Here is a 20,531-nt window from a genome sequence, read left to right as displayed (position 1 = left end):
AATACTAACTAAACCAAACTTTAAATATTCTTAAAATTATACTTTTTTTCAAATTTTAATAAATTTTTATAAGTCTTAGTTAAAAATATATCTTAAAAAAACATAGACTTTAAATACTTAGTTAGACCTAAATTCTCTAACATTATTATAAGTATTACAATAGGACAAATAAATCTTATAAACAATAACCATATTTTAAATCCAAACTCACCCATATAAGGAATAAATAAAGTTTTAAGTTTATTCACTTCTACGAAAAATCCTACGAAAATACAAGTAATAATCGCTGATAATGGCATTAAAATATTAGAAGTTAAATAATCTAATATATCAAATATACTTTTATCAAAAAATGTAAAAATTGAAGAATATTCATTATTAAAACCTAATATGCAAAATATCCCCATAATATAAACAAAAATACCTATATAAATTAGAGCAAGTTTTCTTGAAATTCCAAATTTATTTATTAAATAAAAAGCAAAAGGTTCAATCATTGAAACAGCACTAGTAAGCCCAGCAAAGAGTAATGCTATAAAAAATGCAATCGCAAGTATATTTCCAATAATTCCAAGATTTGAAAATAAACTCATAAGGCTTACAAATATAAGTCCTGGCCCTTGCTCGCTTGCATTTGCTCCGTATTCAAAAACAAATGTAAATACAATAAGCCCCATCATAATACCAACTAAAATATTTATAAAAATAATTGATAAAGTTGATTTAATCACATTTATATTTTCTGGCAAACTAGCAGCGTAAGTTAAAACCACGCAAACACCCATAGAAAGACTAAAAAAGCTTAGCCCTAAAGCGTCTAAAATTAATTTTATATTAAGTTTATCTTCAACAAATAAAACAGAAAAATCAGGCTTAAACAAAAAGCTAAACGCCTTAACGAATCCATCAAAAGTAAAACTATATAAAAGCATTAAAATTAATAATATAAACAAACTTGGCATCATCCATACATTCATTTTTTCAATGCCACTTTTAATTCCTTTACTAACAACCCAAAAAATCATAAAAAACACTATGCTAAAGCAAATAATTTGAGATAATAAGTCTTTTGTCAATAAATTACCAAATAAATCTCCAGCTTCACTAACAGAATTTGGTAAAGCAAAAAAACTAGAATAAATGTATTTTAAAATCCAGCCTATTACAACGCTATAAAAACAAACTATTAAAATAGCTCCAATCATAAAAAATCCTGCAAATCCCCAAGCTTTTTTATTAGATTTTGCTAAATCGCTAAAAGCATTCACAGCGTCTTTTTGAGTGATTTTACCAATGCTAAGCTCTCCTAAAAAAACCATAAAAGCTACTAAAAATGTTAAAACTAAATAAAGCAATATAAAAATAGAACCGCCATTAGTTCCTACCATTGTAGGGAATTTCCACGCATTTCCAAGTCCAACTGCAGAACCTGCCATCGCTAAAATAAAGCCAATTTTAGAAAATTGTTCTCTCATTTTTATCCTTTAAATTTAAAATACACAATAACAAGCACAGCAATAGGTGCAACAAATCTTGCAAAAAATATCCATATTTTAAACCCAAGCTCACCCATATAAGGGATAAAGGTTTCTTTTAAATCTTGCTTGCTAATAAAAAACCCAACAAAAATTGCAGCCATAAATGAGCCAAAAGGCATAATGATATTTGAGCTAACATTGTCTAAAATATCAAAGAAATTCATTCCAAAAAATGTTAAATTATCCTTATAAGATTCAATATTTGAAAATATACATAAAAGCCCTAAAATATAAACAACTACCCCAATTAAAACAATAGCTTTTATCCTTGAGAAATTGAATTTGTTTATTAGATAAAATACAAAAGGCTCTATCATTGAAACCGCACTAGTAATCCCTGCAAAAAATAAAGCTATAAAAAATGTAATAGCTAATATTTTGCCTAAAAGTCCAAGTTTTGCAAAAAGCGAAATCAAAGAAATAAAAATAAGCCCAGGACCTTGTGCACTAGGGTCAGCATTAAACTCAAAAATAAAACTAAATACAATAAGCCCCATCATAAGACCTATTAAAAGATTTATAAAAATTATATAAAAAGTTGAACTTACAAAATTAGTTCTTTCAGGCAAACTAGCTGAATAAGTAATAATGCTACCTGCTCCAATACTTAAAGAAAAACAAGCAAGTCCTAAAGCGTCTAAAAAAGAATCTTGATTAATCTTGCTAAAATCAGGCATAAATAAGAAATTAAAAGCGTCTTTAAAACCATCTTGAGTAAAGCTATAGCAAAGCATTAATAAAAGCATTATAAATAATGTTGGCATCATAAATACATTTAGCTTTTCAATACCATTTTTAACACCTTTTGCCACCGTGTAAAAGGCTATAAAAAACACTATACTAAAACATATTATCAAAGCACTTAAATTAGTTTCCACTAAATTAATAAAAAGCTCTTTATTATCAGCGATTTGAGTGCTAAGTGTATTTATATTAAAAATAGTAGATAGTGAATAATAAATATAATAAATTATCCAGCCAATAATCACACTATAAAAGCTAACGATTAATAAAGCCCCAATCATTGTAAAGCCTACTAAAGACCAAGGTTTTTTATACTTAGGTGCTAAAAAATAATAAGCACTAGCAGGGTCTAGCCTTGATGCTTTACCGATATATAACTCGCACAAAAATATAACAAATCCAACGCCTAAAGTAAGCAAAATAAACAGCATTACAAAGGCTGAACCACCATTAGTTCCTACCATTGTAGGGAATTTCCACGCATTTCCAAGTCCAACAGCAGAACCAGCAACTGCTAAAATAAATCCAATTTTAGAAAATGTATTATTCAAAATAAGCCCTTTTTTTGGTTTTTTAAGGTTAAAACTTTCATTCTATAATAATTTTTAAAAATTTGTATAAATAAAAATTAAAAATATATAAAAAAAGGCAAAAATTTGTGTAAAAATACTAAAGAATTTACATACAAACTAATCTTAAGCTATGATGGTTCAAGATTTTTTGGTTCAGCAAAGCAACCAAATTTAACTTGCGTTCAAAATACACTTGATAATGCTTTAAAATGTGTTGGGGTATTTAAGCCTAGTATATTTGCTAGTAGGACTGATAAAGGAGTGCATGCAAATTGCAATGTGGCAAGAATTAGTTCAAGTTATAAATTAAATAAAGATTTTGTATTAAAAAAACTCAACAATACTCTAAATGGTATTTATATAAAACATATAAAAGAATGCGAATTTGAACCTAGGTTTGATGCAAAACTTAGAAGCTATAGATATATAATCTCGCCTTATTTTAACGCCTTTAATAAAGCATATTGCTGTGATTACTCAAAAGAAATTGATATAAAATTATTAAAAAACGCTTTAAAAGTATATGAAGGAGAGCATGATTTTGCTAATTTTTGTTTAAGCCTTGATGATGATAAAAATAGCATTAGAACTATTTATAAAACTAGAATTTATAAGTATAAAGATTTGGTTGTTTTGAACTTTTTTGCTAATGGATTTTTAAGGGGTCAGATTAGATTGATGGTTGATTTTTTACTTAAAATAAATGAAAAAAAATTAAGTATAGATGAATTAAAAGAACAATTAGCTTGCAAGGAAATTCACTCAAGAACCCTTGCAAAACCAAGCGGACTTTATCTTAAAAGCATAATGTATTAGAAGTTGTATCCTATACCAACTAATAGATTTGAGTTAGAAAAATTACTTCTACCTTGATAGCCTAATTTAGCATTTACATATAAGCTCTCATTAATATCATAAATTCCCTCAACACCAGCACTAATATATGTGCTATTTAAATCTTTAAAATCATGATGCAAAAATATTTCTCCACCTGCTGTTACATTATCAATAATTTTTACAGAATAATGCACTCCAGCTTGAATACCAAATCCATTTAAAGTAGAGCTTGAAATACCATCATATTTTGGCTTTATTGAGTAATAATAAGCTCCGGCTAATATATTTAACGCATCATCTAATTCTTGATAAGGTAAGCCAATCGCATAACCACCTAAAGCACCAAATGAATAAATGTTATATTTATACTTACCATAATAAGTTTTATTCTCTTGCTTTGATACGCTTATATTTGCACTATATACTAAATCATCTATATTGTTATAATTTTTATAATAAATATTAGAATTTAATACATTATCACTTCCCACGCCAAACTCAATTCCCGTATGATTGTAAGCGTTAGCATAAGAACTTAAAAACCCTAAAGTTAAAACAGAATATAAAATCTTTTTCATAATCTTCTCCTAAAATAAAAAAACGATGAATACTAAATATTTTTAGACAATAAACAGCTATATTTTTTAAAAAAAATAGTAAAAATATATTATTTTTTGTATTATTAAATCACATTTTAAATTCCTTATATTTTGAGTTATCATTTTGTAACCAAAAATAGGAATAATTTTGTCTTATTTTTAAAAAAGGAGATTTTATGAAAGTTAATTTTAAAGGTAGCCCTGTTGCAATTAGTGAAGCAATTAAGCTAGGAGATAGTATTAAAGATACTAAAGTAGTAGGTAAAGACTTAAGCGTAATTAATCTAAATGAAGACGCTATCATAGTAAGCGTTCCTAGTATTGATACAGGTGTATGTGCTAAAGAAGCTAGAGAATTTAATGTAAAAGCTAACAAACTTGGAATGAAAGTTTATGTTGTAAGTATGGATTTACCTTTTGCTTTTGCAAGATTTTGCACTGCTGAAGGCTTAGAAAATATAATTCCAGTTAGTGATTTTAGATACGGCGAATTTGTTAAAAACTACGGCTGTAGAATACAAGAAGGTGCTTTAGAAGGACTTACAACTAGAGCTGTTTTTGTTCAAAAAGGTGGAAAAATAGTTTATAGCGAAGTTTGTGCTGAAATTACAGAACTACCTAATTTTGACGCTTTAGAAAAAGCTCTAGCGTAATTAATAAATATCTAAATCTTAGGATTTAGATATTTAAATTCCTATTTCAAATTCCTTAGAATTTCAAGCAAATTAATTTGAATTTTATCTTATTGTTATTTTATAAAGATACTTTATCTACTATTAAATGATTATTTTTTATCGTAAGGTAGTTTTTTTAATTCTACTTGTTTATTCAATATAAATTTATTAAAAAAACTTTCTAAATACGAAAAATCGCTTTTTATATTATTTTTAATATTCTCATAGTTAGCTAAAACTAATGCGTCCCTAAAATACTTTGAGTTGTTTTTAAAAATATCATTATTAGCTTCAAAACCTTTGCTTTGTAGATATTTGATTGCAAAAACAGCGATTGTTCTAGTATTGCCTTCGCGAAATGGATGAATTTGCCAAATATCACTTATAAATTTTGCTATATTTAAAACTTGTTCTTCTTTACTCATTAGAAGATAATTTTTCTTTTTTTCCTTATCAAAATCATATTCAAGAGTATCGCTAATCTCATTAAAATCAACATATTCTACGCTTTTATCTCCCCCTAAAATATCTTCATTTTTAGCAATATTTACATCTCTAAAAACACCAACATATTTTTCAAGCCCTTGAACAAAAGCATCTTGAAATATATTTTTATGAATAATTTTTAAAGCAATCGGAGAAAATCTAAAGCTATTATTGTCTAAAAACTTAGCAATATTTATAGATACCAAATCGCATTCTTTTTCACATATTTGTTGAATATCAAGTTTTTTATTTTGATAATATGTTTTAATGCTAATTTCTAATTCTTGATATGTTTTTGCTGTTGTTAAAGTTTGTTTAAAATATTCAGATGGTTTAAGATTATCAACCAAACTAAGCCCAATGCCTATTTCAATATAATCTTTATTTATATTTTCTTTATTTTGTATTTCCGTATATTGAGCTACCATTTTTTATCCTTTTTTCTTATTTTACAATAATTTTTTGTATTGTTAATTTTATAAAGCGATATATAACTTCTTAAATGACCTTTACAATTTAAGCCCTTTTTTCTCTAAAGTAATTTATAAAATATACAAATTCAAAATTAATCACTAAAAAAGATAATTTGACATAGGAATTTCATTTTTCTTAAAAAGGTTTTTTTAATTTTTTATATTTTTATAATTCATATTTTAAATTCCTTTAAAATTAAAGCGAATAATAAAGGAATTTAAAAAACGAATTTTAGATTTAAATTCCGTGCCAAAAAGCACGAAATTTATAAATTATTAGTTAAATTAAAAATGAAAACCTAAACCAAGATTTATATAAAGGTTATTATTCTTTTGTGAAAATAAATTATCTTTAACACCCACTTTAGTGCTAACATAAGGGCTATAACGAGATGGTGTAGTATTAAACAACATACCTAAAGATATATCATAAGCATTTCTATTCTTTTTCACACCAAATTCATTTTGAACATCTCTAAAATAATTATTACTTAAATAAAAATTATAATAAGCATCAAGAGTTACCATATATTTTTTTGTATCAAATGGTTTTGATAAAGCACTTAAACCAAATTTTAATCCCTTAATATCATAAATAGCACCGCCTCTAATACCCATATTATGATACGCAAGACCACCCATTAAGTTCAAACTAAGCTCATCTTCATATTCATCATTAACATACATTCCATAACCAATCAAAACACTAAAATCAAATTGATTATTTCTTATAATTGGAATTAAGTCATCAAATCTATCTTTATAATTATTCCAAAAATAATTAGCCTCAAAACTCCAAACAAATTCAGAATCTCTTTCGTGCTCTTTATAAGTTCTAATATAGCCATTAATATCCCAATTATTATTGCCTAAATATTCTTTATTATTGATAATAAACATTGTTTTTGAAGTAGATAAAAAGCCAAAATTAATACCAGAATAAGTTCCCGCATTAGCAGCTACACCTAAAGCACCTAAACAAAGTGTTGAAAACAATAATTTCTTCATTCATTCTCCTTTTTTGATAAAAAAAGAAAATAATACCCCCCCCCATTCTTAAAAAATACTTAATATTGTAAAAATTTATATGATTTGTTTAAGAATTAAAACAAATTAATCAATATTATCTTTAACACTAAATTTTTTTATCATATAAGAACTAGCAAAATTAACGCCTTTTAGTGTTACTAATGCACCTTTTTCTTGAAATCTATCTTTTATCTTATCAAGCATATAAATAGCACTAATATCCCAAAAATGTGCGTTGCTAACATCAATTAATACATTTTTACAATTTTCATTAAAATCAAATTCACTATAAAATTTATCAGCACTTCTAAAAAATATTTGCCCGTAGAATTTATAAACTCTAATATCACCATTTAAAGTTTTTTTGCAATTTAAAAAATACGAAACTTTATTTGCAAAAAATAAAGCTTCTAATAAAACCCCAATTAATACACCTATAGCAAGATTATGTGTCAAAATAGTAGCAATAACGGTAGCAATCATTACAGCATTTGCTGAAAATGGAAATGATTTTAATTGCCTAATAGATATAAAATCAAATGTGCTTATAGAAACCATTATCATAATACCAACTAATACTCCCATAGGAATATAATTCACAAAATCAGCACAAAATAATATAATCAAGCATAAATATACCCCTGCTAAAAATGTAGAAAGTCTAGTCCTTGCACCTGATTTTACATTTATCATAGATTGACCAATCATTCCACAACCTGCCATTCCACCAAAAAATCCCGTGCTAATATTTGCTAAACCTTGCCCTATACATTCACGATTTTTATTGCTTTTTGTAGCGGTTAATTCATCTAATACATTAGAAGTCATAAGACTTTCCATTATCCCAACTACTGCAAGGCTTAATGAATAAGGTAAAATAATTTGTAAAGTTTGTATATTTAATGGAACATTAGGTATTAAAAAATGTGGTAATTCACTTGGCAATTCACCTAAATCCTTAATCATTCTAACATCAAATCCAGCATTTATACTAATAATAGTAAGTATTATAATCGCTACCAATGAGCTTGGAATAATTTTGCCGATTTTAGGAAGTAATGGAAATAGATAGATTATGCCTAAAGCAACGCACATTATCACTAAACCAAGTAAGTTTGATTTAAAAATTTCATCAAGTTGAGCCATAAAAATTAAAATCGCCAAAGCATTAACAAAGCCAACCATAACCGAGCGTGGGATAAAACTCATAAATCTAGCTATTTTTAAAACACCAAAAAGAATTTGAAAAATCCCTGCTAAAATCCCCGCTACCATTAAATATTCAAGCCCATAGCCTTTAACTAAATCAATCATAAGCAAAGCCATTGCACCCGTTGCAGCCGAGATTAAAGCAGGTCTTCCACCCGCAAATGCAGTTACTAAAAGTATGCAAATACTAGCATATATTCCTACCTTAGGATTAACTCCTGCAATTAGACTAAAAGCTATTGCTTCAGGAATTATCGCAAAGCCTACTACAAGCCCTGCTAAAGCTTCTTTTGTAATATTGTTAAGATTAAATAAATATTTTTTTTGCAATGTTTGTCCTTAAAAAGTTAATATAAATAAAATGGAGTGTAACAAAGTTATGTTATTTAAAGTAATAATATTAATTAAACAATTTTTAGTATCAATTAAGATTAAAAGTTATTTTTAACTTTATATCATTAAAGCTAACTAGGAATTAGCTAATTCCTAATCTTGCCTTAGAGTTATCACTAATTTTCATTAATTCATCTAATAATTTATCTTTTTCTTTATCAAAATCAAATTTAAAGCTTTGTTGCATTAATTTTTCTTTATCTACAAATTCATCCATTGAAATTCCATGTTTTTTAAAAATAGCTTGTAATTTAGGGTGGTCAAGCCCTACGCTACCTGATGGTAAATCAAATTTATTCATAAATTCTTTTGATGATTTTTTAGCAAATTCAATTATTTTTAACTCCAAATCAGGTGTGATTTGATAGTTCTCTATGATTTCTTCTGCTACTTTTAAACCTTCATAATCTAAATTATTTTTAACTGATTCTAGTTTTTTAGTCTCAACTATCCCACAAGCTTCTAAAAACATCATTACCCCTACATCTTCTTTAGGAATTCTATTTAAATACTCGCTATCTAATTCTTTATCTTTTCTAGGAGTATGCCATTCTGTGGGAAAAAATAAACAATTTCCATAGTGCATCCAAGCAAAATCATCTTCAGCATTTGATATACACTTATTAATTAGCTCATCATTTATATTACTTGCTGCTTTACTTTGAGCTTGTAAGGCTTCTTCAAATGAAGCTTTTTTATTATCATTTAAGTTATTTGTCTTAGTAAAAGAACTAAGAACAATCCTATCATTTATTAACATTTGCTCTCCTTTAATTTATAATAATTAAACAAGAGCAAAATGTGTTCCTTATTTAAATAAACAAATAATAAGTATTAAGTAGATTTAAATATTTAATATTTTAATTCATTCAATAGTAATTATTTAATTAGAAATTAATTCATAAATCAATATAATTCAAATTATTTTTAAGGAGAGTTTATGAAAAAGATATTATTAAGTTTAGCTTTAATTTCAGGCTTATTTGCTGTTGATATTAGTAATATTGATAAAGCTTGTAAAAATCAAGACCAATCAAATTGTGCTTTTGAGCTTGATGAATACTGCAAAAAAGATTTGAAAGCTTGTTATCAATACTCAAAAGATTTATGTGCTAAAGATAATTTTAGTGGTTGTTTAATGACAGCTATTGCTAATGTAAAATTAGTGAAAGAACAATTAATTGATATTAAAGAAGCCTATATTGATGCTCAAAAAGCTATAAGTAAATTATGCGAATTACCAAATATAATAGTAAAAAACGAATCATCTCATAACAAATTTTGCGTTGTAGCAGGAGATGGATTGGTTTTAAAGGATGGTAAAAATTATGGTTTAGAAACAAATCCACAAAAAGCTTTAAGTTATTACAAAAAAGCTTGTGATGCTCAATCTAATGTGGGTTGTGAAAGATATAATAGTTTAAAAACTTTTTTAAATAAATAATTCTAAAATTATCAAGGAAATGGCTTAAAAAGTCCTTTCCTTTTAAATCTTATTAATATTTACACTTATAAAATGCTTTTTGTTTTATTGCTTGATTGTTGTTGTTATATCCTTGATAATACTCATCTTTAGAATACTCAAAAAACTCAAGATAAAAATCTATATGCTTATTTTGTGTTTTTATATTTTTCATCATATTACAAATTTCATTGCTTGTAGTTCTATCTACATTGTTATAAATATTTAAATAAATATTATTAAAAGACGAATCGTATAAAATATAAGTTCTACTAATACAATCTTCTTTAGAATTACAATAATTATTTTTAATAAGAATTTTTTCTATTTTATCAATTGATAAGCTAACAATATTTATGATATTACTATCAGCTTTGCCGTAACTTAAAAAAACTAAAAAACCAATAATAAAAAATATTAAAAAAATCATTATATAAAGTATTGTTTTTAGCATTTTAAAGACATTTCTAAGCTTTTAAATCTAGTAATTTATAAGCTTTTAGCTCATCAATTAGCTTTATGCTAAACTCGCAAAATTCTTCTAAATTATTTTTGTCTTTTAATTCTTTTTCTTTATCTTCATTTATCTTTAAAGAATTTGAGTTTTTAAATAATTTTATATCTTGCTTTAGTTTTCTTATGTGATTGTTTTCTTCATTTATTGCGTATTCTTTTAGCTTTGGATTGGCTTCTATTTTTTCTTTTTTATTTTTTAATTCTTCTTTTGCTTGATTTAAGTTTTTAAAATACTCACTTTCATCTTCAATATATTGCTCTTTTACTAAAATTTCTCCATCTTTATCTTTATCAAAAAATATTCTATTATTAATCATTTTTGAAATAGTGTTTATATTTTTTTCGCCAAATTCATTAATATCTTCTTCTAATATTTTGTCTTTTTTAACAATCTCGCTTAAGACATAAACCCCATCTTTATTCTCATCAAAATAACAAACATCAATTAAAGTATTCATTAATTCATCACTATTTAACACCCCATTATTATCGCTATCACTTTCAAGATATTTTAAATCAAAAGCAATCTCACTAAACCAACCTGCTACATAATTAGCAGCGTCGCCTTTTAAAATAGTTTTTCCATTTTCTTCTAAAAAATCATTTTTATTAAAAAAGCTTTTTAAATCTTTTAAAGTATCTTTATCTAAGCTAATCCCTACGCTTTTATTATCAAGGCTAAAAAATACATTTAATTCTTTATCACTTGTTTTATATTCAAAATTATTTGTTTTTATATCTTGTCTTATTTGGCTTAGATTAATAGTGCTATTTACATCAGCTTTTTTACTAACACTTGTATTTATAAAAGAGCTTAAATCTACATAAAATCCATCTATTTTTAGCATTATTTCTCCTTTAACTTAAAGAATTAATTAAGCTTTTAAATCTAGTAATTTATAAGCTTTTAGCTCATCAATTAGCTTTATGCTAAACTCGCAAAATTCTTCTAAATTATTTTTGTCTTTTAATTCTTTTTCTTTATCTTCATTTATCTTTAAAGAATTTGAGTTTTTAAATAATTTTATATCTTGCTTTAGTTTTCTTATGTGATTGTTTTCTTCATTTATTGCGTATTCTTTTAGCTTTGGATTGGCTTCTATTTTTTCTTTTTTATTTTTTAATTCTTCTTTTGCTTGATTTAAGTTTTTAAAATACTCGCTTTCATCTTCAATATATTGCTCTTTTACTAAAATTTCTCCATCTTTATCTTTATCAAAAAATATTCTATTATTAATCATTTTTGAAATAGTGTTTATATTTTTTTCGCCAACTTGACTTAAATATTCTTCATTTGCTTTTTCATTTAAAACTATTTTATCTAAAACATATATTCCATTTTTTTGTTGATTAAAATAAAGCCCATTAGTAAATGTATTTATTAATTCATCACTATTTAGCACCCCATTATTATCGCTATCACTTTCAAGATATTTTAAATCAAAAGCAATCTCACTAAACCAACCTGCTACATAATTAGCAGCGTCGCCTTTTAAAATAGTTTTTCCATTTTCTTCTAAAAAATCATTTTTATTAAAAAAGCTTTTTAAATCTTTTAAAGTATCTTTATCTAAGCTAATCCCTACGCTTTTATTATCAAGGCTAAAAAATACATTTAATTCTTTATCACTTGTTTTATATTCAAAATTATTTGTTTTTATATCTTGTCTTATTTGGCTTAGATTAATAGTGCTATTTACATTTTTTATTTTATGTAGGCTAGAATTTAAAAACCCACCCATATCACAAATATTTAAATCCATTTTTAACTCTCCTTTAACTAAACTTATATCGGTTAATTTTATTTTTCTTTAAGAGTTTTTAGTATTTATTTACTTAGTTTTAAGAAAAGAAGAAAATATAAAAAATTATTATCAGCTATTTTATTATTATTAGCTTTATCATCTATTGCTGATGCAAGAACAAGACCTTATAATCACTGCACGATTACTTGGTATGGCAAATTATATTGCAGCTCAAATATCAATGATTAATCAAAAGAATTACGAATTTATTCGTAATTCATATATAAGTTTTACTGCATTTTAAAATACAAAATTATTAAAAATTAAAAGAATTTAAATCTACTTATTTTTTATAAATATACCTAAACCACAAATTAGCATAATCAATCAAAGCACTTCTTTTATTTTTTGCAAAAAACTCATCATATTCATTGATTTTTACATATACGCTTTTAATGAATTCTCCATTATCAACGCCGCCACCAACTCCTACAATATCATCATCACTAACCCTAGCAAAAAATAAATGTTGAGTATTTACCCCACTACCAAATCCTGTATAAAATTTATTAATATAAACTAATTTTTTAGGCTTAAATCCTAATTCTTCTATACATTCATCTAAGGCGATTTCTTCTAAGCTTTTGTTTTTATCAATTATCCCACTACATAATTCAACCGAAAATCCACTCTCATAATCTTTACAATTTTCGTAATAATATAAAGGTGCTCTAAATTGTTTTACAAATATAAAACTATCCTTGCTCTCGTGATATAACATAATACTAACAGAATCAAAAGACTTTATAAAATCCCAATCTACCTTATGCTCGTTTATAACAAAACTAGCTCTTAAAGGTTTTATAAAATCTGATTTTTTAAACTCAACTATTTTAAAATCACTTATATCAATTTTCATTCAAGCTCCTTTAAAACCTTAAGCCCTATTTCATCAAATTGTTTATTTTTATAATGATTTTGCATTAGATTATCAATACTTGCAGCAAAAATCATATAAATATATGACAAATCTTGAGTATTTAATGCTTTATAAAAATACTCATCATCAAGCCCACTAGCTATAATATCTATAGCTTCTTCGTAATTATTAAACTCATAGCCTAATAGTTCTAAAAATCTTTTAGCATTTGAATTAACCACAAAAATAGGCTTTTTTAAAAGAAAATTACTAAGCATTAAAGCCGTGTCAAAACCAATGCCTTTAATATCCATAATCCAATCAAAACTAGCATTATTAATAAAGTCATCAAAACTGCTAAAATCATTCACAATTGCCTTTGCTAAATCGCTAATTTTTTTTGCTTTTGTATTATAAAATCCACTTGCTTTTATTAACTCGGCTAGTTCTTTTACATCAATTAAAGCAAGTTTGTTTATAGAATTTGAAATAGGAATTTCAACATTTTTTAATGCTTTTTGAGTGTTTTGCCACTTGGTATTTTGACCTATTAAAAGAGCTAAAAATTTTGAAAAATCATCATAATTTTGCCATTCATAAGAACCTTGTAAATTATGTTTTAATAACGCTTTAAAAATACTAGCTCCATTAATCATTCAAATCCTTTTTTAGTTCATAAAATTGTTTAGCGATACGACCATTTTTTGTGCCTTTTAAATTTGCAAATTCTAAAGCCTTAGCCTTTATCTCATCACTAAATTCATCTTTAAATAATGATTTTACAATGCTTAAATACTGCTCTTGGCTCATTGAATAAAAATTAAGCCATATTCCAAATCTTTCTTTTAAAGCAAATCTATCATCGCTTTCATCTTTAAAATCAGCGTCTTGATAATTTGTATTACTTGATTTTAAAAGATTTTTATAATTTGAGCTTAAAATAAACATTATATTATCACTTAATTTCTCACATCCACCATCTAAAATCGGCTTTAATGCCTTAAAACTATCATCATTTATACTAAAGCTTATATCATCTAAAAATATTACGAATTTGTATTCTAATTCGCTTAAATCATCAATAATATATCTTAAATGCGATAAATCTTCTTTAAAAACCTCAACTATTCTTAAATCACTTTTAATAAATTCATTAAAAATAGCCTTGATTAAACTAGATTTGCCACAACCTTTTGCACCGGCTAATAAACAATGCTGATAGGCTTTGTTTTGTAAAAAATTATTCATATTATTTTTTAAGATATTAAATTCTTTATCCAAAAACAAAAGGTCTTTAAAATCAACCAAATCAAGGTTTTTAATAGGCTTAAAGCTACTAGTTCTTGCTCTATAACTAGCAGCTTTAAATTCTTTAAACAATGCTATCAAAACTAACTTCTTTTAAATCAGCCACACAAGCAATGTGCTTATAAATGCTATAAACTAATGCTAAGCGATTGTTTTTAATCTCTAAATCATCAACATTTATCATAACATTATCAAAAAACTCATCAATGATAGGTTTAAGTGCAAAAATCTTACCTAAATTATCACTCACATCATCACTAAAACTAATATCTTTATAAGCTTTATATAATTTAATCTCATATTCATTACTTAATTTGCTTTCATCACAATATAAATCTTTACTATCTTTTATGATATTTGCAAGTCTTTTAAATGTTGAGATTTTGCTCTCATAATCTTTATCTTTTGCTAGATTTATAAGTGCTTTTATATTCTCATCAATTACTACTAAATCATTATTATTCACATTTAAAACTGCTTTTATAAAAGATGAATTTACGCTATATAAAGCATTAAATCTATCTGTAATAAAATTAAGCAATTTAACTTTATCATAATCTTTATAAAGACCTTTAAACTCGTTTAATAAATCTAATAAATTAAATTTAACGCCTAAATCAATTAGAATTTTAATAATACTTAAAGCTGCTCTTCTTAATGCGTAAGGGTCTTTATTACCACTTGGAAGCTTGTTTATACTAAATAAAGCCATTAAAGTATCAAGTCTAGTTGCTAAGATTACAATTTTACTTAATTTTGTGCTTGGGATAACATCATATAAATATTGCTCTTTAATAGCAGTGCAAACTTCACTAGAATACCCCATATTAGCAGCATAATATGAGCCTACAATTCCTTGTAATTCAGGGAATTCGCCTACCATTTGTGTCCTTAAATCAGCCTTGCTAAGCGTGATTGCATCTTTTATATTTTTTGTATTTTCATAAGCAAATAATTTTGCTAATCTTAAGGCAATTTCTTCTTCTCTTTGTTCTTTTTGTGCTATTGTGCCTAATTCTTGCATATAAATTGTATTGTTTAATAATTCAGGTTGTAAGCCAAGTTTTAAGTCATTTTCCCAGAAAAACAATGCATCGCTAAGCCTTGCTCTTAACACCTTTTCATTACCTTTTTTTATAGTTTCTAAATCAGGATTGAATGAATTTGTAATTGTTATAAAATTATTGCTTAAAGAATTATCCTTATATACTGCAAAATAGCGTTGATTTTCTTTCATTGAAGTAATTATTACTTCAGGTGCAACTTGTAAAAATTCTTTATCAAAACTACCTAAAAGCGCTGATGGATATTCAGTAATTGCTACAACTTCTGCTAATAATTCTTCATCAATTTCAGCTTTTAAATTCCATAATTTTTCAATATTTCTTATCTCACTTAAAATGATTTCTAATCTATCTTTAGGATTTAAGATAACTTTGCCTTCTTTTAAAGTCTTAAAATACTCATCTTGGGTATTAAAAGATATTTTATCCATACTAATATTTCTATGAACGAAAGTGCTTTTACTTGAGTTTATATTAAACAAACTTGCATTAATTAATTCATCATCCATCATAACGCATAGTCCAGTAATTGGGCGAATAAAACTAAAAGTATTTGTACCCCAACGCATACTTTTACCAAAATTAAGACTTGTAATAAAGCTTTCTAAAATATCATTTATTAATTCGCTAAATAATTTACCTTTTTCTATTTTTTCTACATATAAACAAACTTTTCCTTTAATTTCTTTAAAGCTAAGTTCGTTTTCGCTAATATCTGCTTTTGCTAAAAAGCTCTCACCAGCTTTACTCAATTTCCCATCTTTATAGGCTACTTCTTTAGGAGCTCCGATTAATTCTATAACGCTATCGTTTGCTCTTTCGTTTGCTTTAAATGTAAAAACAAATCTTCTAGGAGTGTATAAAAACTCTAAATTACTAAATTCAATATTATTTGCTTTTAAAACCACTTCTAATTTATCTTTTATATTTGGTTCTTCTTTTAAAAAAGGAATTGCAGGTAATTCTTCTGTAGTTATTTCTATTAAAAACTTTCTCATTTTATCTCCTTAAATGTAAAACCTTGCTCTTTAAGAATTTTTCCAACTTCTTCTTGATGAGCTTTGCCTTTAGTCTCAAGTGTGATTGTAATATTTGCATCACCAAAATCAGTGCCTAATCTATCATAATCAACTTTTATTATGTTTGCTTGTGCGTCTTTTAAAGCCTTAGTTAAATCAAGTAATGCCCCTGCTTTATCAATTAAAGTTACGCATATTTGCATTTTTCTATAACTTTTAATAAGACCTTTTTCAATAATATTATTTAGCATTGTAATATCTATGTTTCCACCACTTAAAATGCAAACTACATTGCCACTTAGATTAGGAATTTTGCCGTGCATTACAGCAGCTACACTTGCTGCTCCTGCACCTTCAACTACTTGTTTATGTTGCTCTAATAAAAATAAAACCGCATTAGCTATTTCTTCATCGCTAACCATAACCATATCATCTACATTGTTTTTAATTATATTAAAGCTATCTTCATTAACATCTCTTACAGCTATACCATCAGCTATTGTTTTTACTTTATTTGAGTTTATGATTTTACCTTCATTAAAGCTATTTAGCATGGCACTAGCGCCCTTGCTTTGCACTCCTATTACTTTAATATTTGGATTAATTTGTTTTGCTGCACTAACAATACCGCTAATTAAACCGCCACCGCCTACTGGAACGATGATATAAGAAATATTGTTTAATTCTTCAATTAGTTCTAAAAATATAGTCCCTTGTCCTGCCATTACAAACGGGTCAGCAAATGGGTGAATAAAGGTTAGATTTTTAGTCTTTTCTAACTCTTTTGCGTAAGCATAAGCTTCATCAAAATTATCGCCTTTAAGTATTACATTAGCACCTAAATTAGCTGTGCTGCTTACTTTATTTACTGGTGTTGATTCTGGCATTACGATATGAGCTGTTATACCAAACTTTGAAGCAGAAAAAGCTACTCCTTGAGCGTGATTTCCTGCACTTGCTGCAACTACTCCTAGTTTTTTTTGCTCTTCATTTAAACTTGCAATCTTATTATAAGCGCCCCTTATCTTATAAGCTCCAATTGTTTGAAGATTTTCACATTTTAAATATATATTATATTTATCATTTGATAAAAATCTTGAATAATTAAAAGGCGTTTTAATTGCCACATCATATACTTTTTCTTTAGCCGCATATATTTTGCTAAGCTCTATCATCTTTCTTCCTTTCTAGGTAAAATCCACACTCTAAATGCTCTGAATTTATAAATTGGTCAAACAAAACAAATCTTTTTAACTCGTGAGTTTTGCATAATTTTTCTAAATCTATTTTAGCCGTTAATGGATTGCACGAAATATAAATTATATTATCATAGTTTTTTACTAAATTAACACATTCGCCTAAGCCACATCTTGGAGGGTCTATTAAAATATGTGAAAAACAAAAATCATCTAAATTTAAATCTTTTAGCCTATTAAAAGCTCTTACCTTATTAAAAGCGTCTTTTACTTCACTATCTTTTAGCCTTGCTGTAAAAATATTATTTACATTATTTAATTTGCAATTTTTATTTAAAAATGCCACATTTTTTTTACTAAGTTCTGTTGCAAAAACTTTTTTAAAAAATGGTGCAAGTGCTAAGGTAAAATTACCATATCCACAATAAAGCTCTAATAAATCATCGCATTTTTTATCTTTAAGACAAGATTTTGCAAACTCAAGCATATTTTCATTCATACTTAAGCTAGGTTGGATAAAACACTCATCATTAAACTCATACTTAATACCATTGCTAAAATGCTCTAAAATATCGCTTGGATATGATATTCTTTGTTTTCTTGATTGCATTATTAAATTAAGCTTTAAATTGGTTAATTTGCTTAATTTTTCGTAATAATTTTCTATTTTAAATTCTTTTATGTCTTTATGATATAAAAGCAAAACATTTAAAGTATAAAAGCTCTTAAAAAATCTAATTTCAAATAATTTATCTTTTAAAGCTTCATCTAAAGCCTTAAGTAATTTAGGCATAAATTCTCTTATCTCATCACATATAAAAGAAGTATCAAAATCAGTTATTTTTACCTTATCTTTAAACATAGCATAAGATATTTCGCCGTTATTTTTGTATAAAGCAAAATTAACCCTAGTTCTTAAGCCATCTTTATAAATCTTCTCGCAAGGAATTTGAAATTCCTTGCAAACTAAGTCAAATTTATTCAACTTTTTTTCCTATTAAGCGAAGTGCTAAGCTCATCATAACAACACCTAAAATAATTGTTAAATACACATTTAAGCCAAGACTTACAGGAATATATCCAAAAATTACGCTAATAGCACACACTAAAAGAGCATAAGGCATTTGAGTTTTAACATGCGCACTTAATTCGCATTTTGCACTCATTGCACTTAAAATTACGGTATCAGCTATCGGAGAACAATGGTTTCCAAAAATAGCACCTGTTAAAACACAAGAAATATTTATAACCATATATTCATGAAGCTCATTTCCACTCATACCAGCTTCAAGACCAACTGCGTGTGCAAGTGGGATTGCTAAAGGCATTAAAATACCCATAGTTCCATAACTTGTGCCTATTGCAAAACTCATAGCCGAGCCAATTAAGAAAATTAAACTAGGAAGTAATACATGCGGAGTTGAACCTGATAGTAATTGAACTATGTATTTATGAGTGCCTAATTCTTTTACAATTGCAGCTAAGCTCCAAGCAAAAAGTAGCATTGCAATTGTAAATATCATACTCTTCCAGCCATGTAGCCAAGTCTCTACTGCTTCTTTGTGATTGATTTTTTTGCGAACTAGACCTAAAATAACTGCAACAACACTAGCAAATAATGCAGCTTGAAATAATGCTAAGCTTGAGTTTGCTTCACCTAAAGTAGTTCTTATCGCATAAAAACTTAAATAATTTTCTTCAATCTTGCTTAAAATGTCTGCTTTATCAGGGTCATCTATAATTGCATTTAAACCACTAAAATAAAAACTTGCTAAAGCTGTAATAATAAGAGTTAAAATAGGAATTAAGGCATCACTAATTTTATGCTCTACTCCATCATTTGGTTTTAATTCACGCTCAAGTTCAGCTCCAACATCAAGTGCAGCTTCACTTACTATTCCTGCACGAGCATTTTTTTCAGCTATATACATTGAGCCAAATTCTCTTTGCTGAATAGCTGTTAAAACAACAAAAATTAGCATAAAGATATTATAAAATCTATAAGGAATTGTTTGCATAAATACTCCAAAAGCATTTACATCGCTAATTCCTACTAAAGAATAAGCAGTTTTAATAAGTCCAACTTCAATACCTATCCAAGTAGAAATTATCGCAATTCCTGCAACAGGTGCAGCGGTGCTATCAAGTATGAAGCTTAATTTTTCACGAGAGATTTTAAACTTATCAGCAATTGGTCTCATAATAGGACCAACGGTTAAACTATTTGCATAATCATCAAAGAAAATACAAAGCCCTATAAGCCAAGTGCTAACTTGAGCTGAAACAGGACCTTTTACAAAACGAGTAAGCGCAAGTGCAACTGCGTTTATTCCACCCATTTTAGTAATTAATGCAACCACACCACCTATACAAAATACTTGCAAGATTACTCCTGCATCATCGCTATCTATCATAGCATCTAGCAAATGTTTTACTATATTTGAAAATGACGCTAAAAATAAATTTACCCAATCCATAAAAGATGGATTATTATAAGTAAATGTATAAGTATCATTTACAATATTTGCTGTGTAAAAATTAGCAAAAGCTAGAAGAAAAGTCCCCGTAAAAACACCTATAAATAAAGATAAAATTACTTCACGAGTAATAAAAGCTAAAATAATAGCCATTAAAGGCGGTAAAAGTGTTAAAACGCCATATAATTGCATATTGCTAACGCTTGTATCAGCTGCGTTTGCAAATATACTAAAAAACATTAAAAACAAAAATCTCATTTTAAATTCCTAT

General features: G+C 26.6%; 21 protein-coding genes. 4 read left to right on the top strand and 17 right to left on the bottom strand.

Annotated elements, in window-relative coordinates:
- Positions 1-92: 92 nt before the first annotated feature.
- Both AVBRAN_RS01275 and AVBRAN_RS01270 read right to left on the bottom strand, forming a co-directional pair.
- Entirely contained in the window at positions 93-1,475 is a 1,383-nt protein-coding gene (locus AVBRAN_RS01275) for a sodium-dependent transporter (RefSeq protein WP_214117426.1), read from the bottom strand.
- 2 nt (positions 1,476-1,477) lie between these two features.
- Entirely contained in the window at positions 1,478-2,833 is a 1,356-nt protein-coding gene (locus AVBRAN_RS01270; protein ID WP_239803336.1) for a sodium-dependent transporter, read from the bottom strand.
- A gap of 105 nt (positions 2,834-2,938) precedes the next feature.
- Between AVBRAN_RS01270 and truA the strand changes: the two genes are divergently transcribed.
- On the top strand, positions 2,939-3,670 hold the full coding sequence (gene truA / locus AVBRAN_RS01265) for a tRNA pseudouridine(38-40) synthase TruA (protein WP_239803335.1): 732 nt from the start codon (positions 2,939-2,941) through the stop codon (positions 3,668-3,670).
- On the opposite strand, the gene AVBRAN_RS01260 is transcribed toward truA, so the two are convergent.
- On the bottom strand, positions 3,667-4,269 hold the full coding sequence (locus AVBRAN_RS01260; protein WP_214150484.1) for a hypothetical protein: 603 nt from the start codon (positions 4,267-4,269) through the stop codon (positions 3,667-3,669). The two genes, truA and AVBRAN_RS01260, sit on opposite strands and share 4 nt — an antisense overlap.
- A gap of 197 nt (positions 4,270-4,466) precedes the next feature.
- On the opposite strand from AVBRAN_RS01260, the gene tpx reads away from it, so the two are divergent.
- The gene (tpx, locus tag AVBRAN_RS01255; RefSeq protein ID WP_214117430.1) at positions 4,467-4,943 is read left to right on the top strand and encodes a thiol peroxidase; all 477 of its coding nucleotides are present in this window, start codon (positions 4,467-4,469) and stop codon (positions 4,941-4,943) included.
- A gap of 131 nt (positions 4,944-5,074) precedes the next feature.
- Here the strand turns inward: tpx and AVBRAN_RS01250 are convergent, their stop codons facing one another.
- From AVBRAN_RS01250 to AVBRAN_RS01235, 4 genes are all read right to left on the bottom strand, one after another.
- Complete coding sequence (locus tag AVBRAN_RS01250; RefSeq protein WP_214150483.1) at positions 5,075-5,878, bottom strand: Fic family protein; 804 nt, start codon at positions 5,876-5,878, stop codon at positions 5,075-5,077.
- A gap of 330 nt (positions 5,879-6,208) precedes the next feature.
- Positions 6,209-6,931, bottom strand: coding sequence for a hypothetical protein (locus AVBRAN_RS01245; protein ID WP_214117432.1), 723 nt, complete (start codon positions 6,929-6,931; stop codon positions 6,209-6,211).
- 105 nt (positions 6,932-7,036) lie between these two features.
- Entirely contained in the window at positions 7,037-8,491 is a 1,455-nt protein-coding gene (locus AVBRAN_RS01240; RefSeq protein WP_239803334.1) for a SulP family inorganic anion transporter, read from the bottom strand.
- A 145-nt stretch (positions 8,492-8,636) separates the two neighbouring features.
- Positions 8,637-9,314 carry a hypothetical protein gene (locus tag AVBRAN_RS01235; protein ID WP_239803333.1) on the bottom strand — a complete coding sequence of 226 codons (678 nt, stop codon included), beginning with the start codon at positions 9,312-9,314 and terminating at the stop codon, positions 8,637-8,639.
- Positions 9,315-9,494: 180 nt separating this feature from the next.
- On the opposite strand from AVBRAN_RS01235, the gene AVBRAN_RS01230 reads away from it, so the two are divergent.
- The gene (locus tag AVBRAN_RS01230; protein ID WP_239803332.1) at positions 9,495-9,998 is read left to right on the top strand and encodes a hypothetical protein; all 504 of its coding nucleotides are present in this window, start codon (positions 9,495-9,497) and stop codon (positions 9,996-9,998) included.
- 52 nt (positions 9,999-10,050) lie between these two features.
- On the opposite strand, the gene AVBRAN_RS01225 is transcribed toward AVBRAN_RS01230, so the two are convergent.
- The 3 genes from AVBRAN_RS01225 to AVBRAN_RS01215 are packed head-to-tail and all read right to left on the bottom strand — an operon-like array spanning position 10,051 to position 12,295.
- Positions 10,051-10,446, bottom strand: a complete 396-nt coding sequence (locus AVBRAN_RS01225) for a hypothetical protein (RefSeq protein ID WP_214150577.1) — start codon at positions 10,444-10,446, stop codon at positions 10,051-10,053.
- Between the two features lie 37 nt (positions 10,447-10,483).
- Positions 10,484-11,380, bottom strand: a complete 897-nt coding sequence (locus tag AVBRAN_RS01220; RefSeq protein ID WP_239803331.1) for a hypothetical protein — start codon at positions 11,378-11,380, stop codon at positions 10,484-10,486.
- 27 nt (positions 11,381-11,407) lie between these two features.
- Entirely contained in the window at positions 11,408-12,295 is an 888-nt protein-coding gene (locus AVBRAN_RS01215; protein WP_239803330.1) for a hypothetical protein, read from the bottom strand.
- A gap of 151 nt (positions 12,296-12,446) precedes the next feature.
- Between AVBRAN_RS01215 and AVBRAN_RS10990 the strand changes: the two genes are divergently transcribed.
- Positions 12,447-12,581 (top strand): hypothetical protein, encoded by a 135-nt coding sequence (locus AVBRAN_RS10990; protein WP_275591989.1) that lies wholly within the window; start codon positions 12,447-12,449, stop codon positions 12,579-12,581.
- Positions 12,582-12,620: 39 nt separating this feature from the next.
- On the opposite strand, the gene AVBRAN_RS01210 is transcribed toward AVBRAN_RS10990, so the two are convergent.
- Genes AVBRAN_RS01210 through AVBRAN_RS01180 form a run of 7 tightly spaced genes read right to left on the bottom strand, consistent with a single transcriptional unit; the run spans position 12,621 to position 20,518 of the window.
- Positions 12,621-13,190, bottom strand: coding sequence for an NUDIX hydrolase (locus tag AVBRAN_RS01210; protein ID WP_239803715.1), 570 nt, complete (start codon positions 13,188-13,190; stop codon positions 12,621-12,623).
- A gap of 2 nt (positions 13,191-13,192) precedes the next feature.
- On the bottom strand, positions 13,193-13,852 hold the full coding sequence (locus AVBRAN_RS01205) for a hypothetical protein (protein ID WP_214149658.1): 660 nt from the start codon (positions 13,850-13,852) through the stop codon (positions 13,193-13,195).
- Positions 13,845-14,585, bottom strand: a complete 741-nt coding sequence (locus AVBRAN_RS01200) for a DUF815 domain-containing protein (RefSeq protein WP_214117442.1) — start codon at positions 14,583-14,585, stop codon at positions 13,845-13,847. Before AVBRAN_RS01200 ends, AVBRAN_RS01205 begins: the two co-directional genes overlap by 8 nt.
- A complete protein-coding gene (gene glyS, locus AVBRAN_RS01195) occupies positions 14,569-16,566 on the bottom strand; it encodes a glycine--tRNA ligase subunit beta (RefSeq protein ID WP_239803329.1) in 1,998 nt (665 codons plus the stop codon). Before glyS ends, AVBRAN_RS01200 begins: the two co-directional genes overlap by 17 nt.
- Positions 16,563-17,762: a threonine ammonia-lyase gene (gene ilvA, locus AVBRAN_RS01190; protein ID WP_214120479.1), complete on the bottom strand. Its 1,200-nt coding sequence runs from the start codon at positions 17,760-17,762 to the stop codon at positions 16,563-16,565. The genes glyS and ilvA overlap by 4 nt, the downstream gene beginning before the upstream one ends.
- The gene (locus AVBRAN_RS01185; protein WP_239803328.1) at positions 17,749-18,768 is read right to left on the bottom strand and encodes a tRNA (uridine(54)-C5)-methyltransferase TrmA; all 1,020 of its coding nucleotides are present in this window, start codon (positions 18,766-18,768) and stop codon (positions 17,749-17,751) included. The genes ilvA and AVBRAN_RS01185 overlap by 14 nt, the downstream gene beginning before the upstream one ends.
- The gene (locus AVBRAN_RS01180) at positions 18,761-20,518 is read right to left on the bottom strand and encodes a Na+/H+ antiporter NhaC family protein (RefSeq protein ID WP_214117446.1); all 1,758 of its coding nucleotides are present in this window, start codon (positions 20,516-20,518) and stop codon (positions 18,761-18,763) included. The genes AVBRAN_RS01185 and AVBRAN_RS01180 overlap by 8 nt, the downstream gene beginning before the upstream one ends.
- Between the last annotated feature and the right edge of the window lie 13 nt (positions 20,519-20,531).

It is taken from the genome of Campylobacter sp. RM12651 (assembly GCF_022369475.1).
In the GTDB taxonomy this organism is placed as follows: Bacteria; Campylobacterota; Campylobacteria; order Campylobacterales; family Campylobacteraceae; genus Campylobacter_E.
This window is presented reverse-complemented; position numbering and strand designations above follow the sequence as displayed.

Excerpts from the sequence above, each read along its gene's own strand:
- AVBRAN_RS01215 (WP_239803330.1), bottom strand. The coding sequence starts at position 12,295 with ATGGATTTAAATATTTGTGATATGGGTGGGTTTTTAAATTCTAGCCTA.
- AVBRAN_RS01235 (WP_239803333.1), bottom strand. The coding sequence starts at position 9,314 with ATGTTAATAAATGATAGGATTGTTCTTAGTTCTTTTACTAAGACAAAT.
- AVBRAN_RS10990 (WP_275591989.1), top strand. The coding sequence starts at position 12,447 with ATGCAAGAACAAGACCTTATAATCACTGCACGATTACTTGGTATGGCA.
- AVBRAN_RS01220 (WP_239803331.1), bottom strand. The coding sequence starts at position 11,380 with ATGCTAAAAATAGATGGATTTTATGTAGATTTAAGCTCTTTTATAAAT.
- AVBRAN_RS01250 (WP_214150483.1), bottom strand. The coding sequence starts at position 5,878 with ATGGTAGCTCAATATACGGAAATACAAAATAAAGAAAATATAAATAAA.
- glyS (WP_239803329.1), bottom strand. The coding sequence starts at position 16,566 with ATGAGAAAGTTTTTAATAGAAATAACTACAGAAGAATTACCTGCAATT.
- AVBRAN_RS01180 (WP_214117446.1), bottom strand. The coding sequence starts at position 20,518 with ATGAGATTTTTGTTTTTAATGTTTTTTAGTATATTTGCAAACGCAGCT.
- AVBRAN_RS01225 (WP_214150577.1), bottom strand. The coding sequence starts at position 10,446 with ATGATTTTTTTAATATTTTTTATTATTGGTTTTTTAGTTTTTTTAAGT.
- AVBRAN_RS01230 (WP_239803332.1), top strand. The coding sequence starts at position 9,495 with ATGAAAAAGATATTATTAAGTTTAGCTTTAATTTCAGGCTTATTTGCT.
- tpx (WP_214117430.1), top strand. The coding sequence starts at position 4,467 with ATGAAAGTTAATTTTAAAGGTAGCCCTGTTGCAATTAGTGAAGCAATT.
- ilvA (WP_214120479.1), bottom strand. The coding sequence starts at position 17,762 with ATGATAGAGCTTAGCAAAATATATGCGGCTAAAGAAAAAGTATATGAT.
- AVBRAN_RS01205 (WP_214149658.1), bottom strand. The coding sequence starts at position 13,852 with ATGATTAATGGAGCTAGTATTTTTAAAGCGTTATTAAAACATAATTTA.
- AVBRAN_RS01275 (WP_214117426.1), bottom strand. The coding sequence starts at position 1,475 with ATGAGAGAACAATTTTCTAAAATTGGCTTTATTTTAGCGATGGCAGGT.
- AVBRAN_RS01260 (WP_214150484.1), bottom strand. The coding sequence starts at position 4,269 with ATGAAAAAGATTTTATATTCTGTTTTAACTTTAGGGTTTTTAAGTTCT.
- AVBRAN_RS01245 (WP_214117432.1), bottom strand. The coding sequence starts at position 6,931 with ATGAAGAAATTATTGTTTTCAACACTTTGTTTAGGTGCTTTAGGTGTA.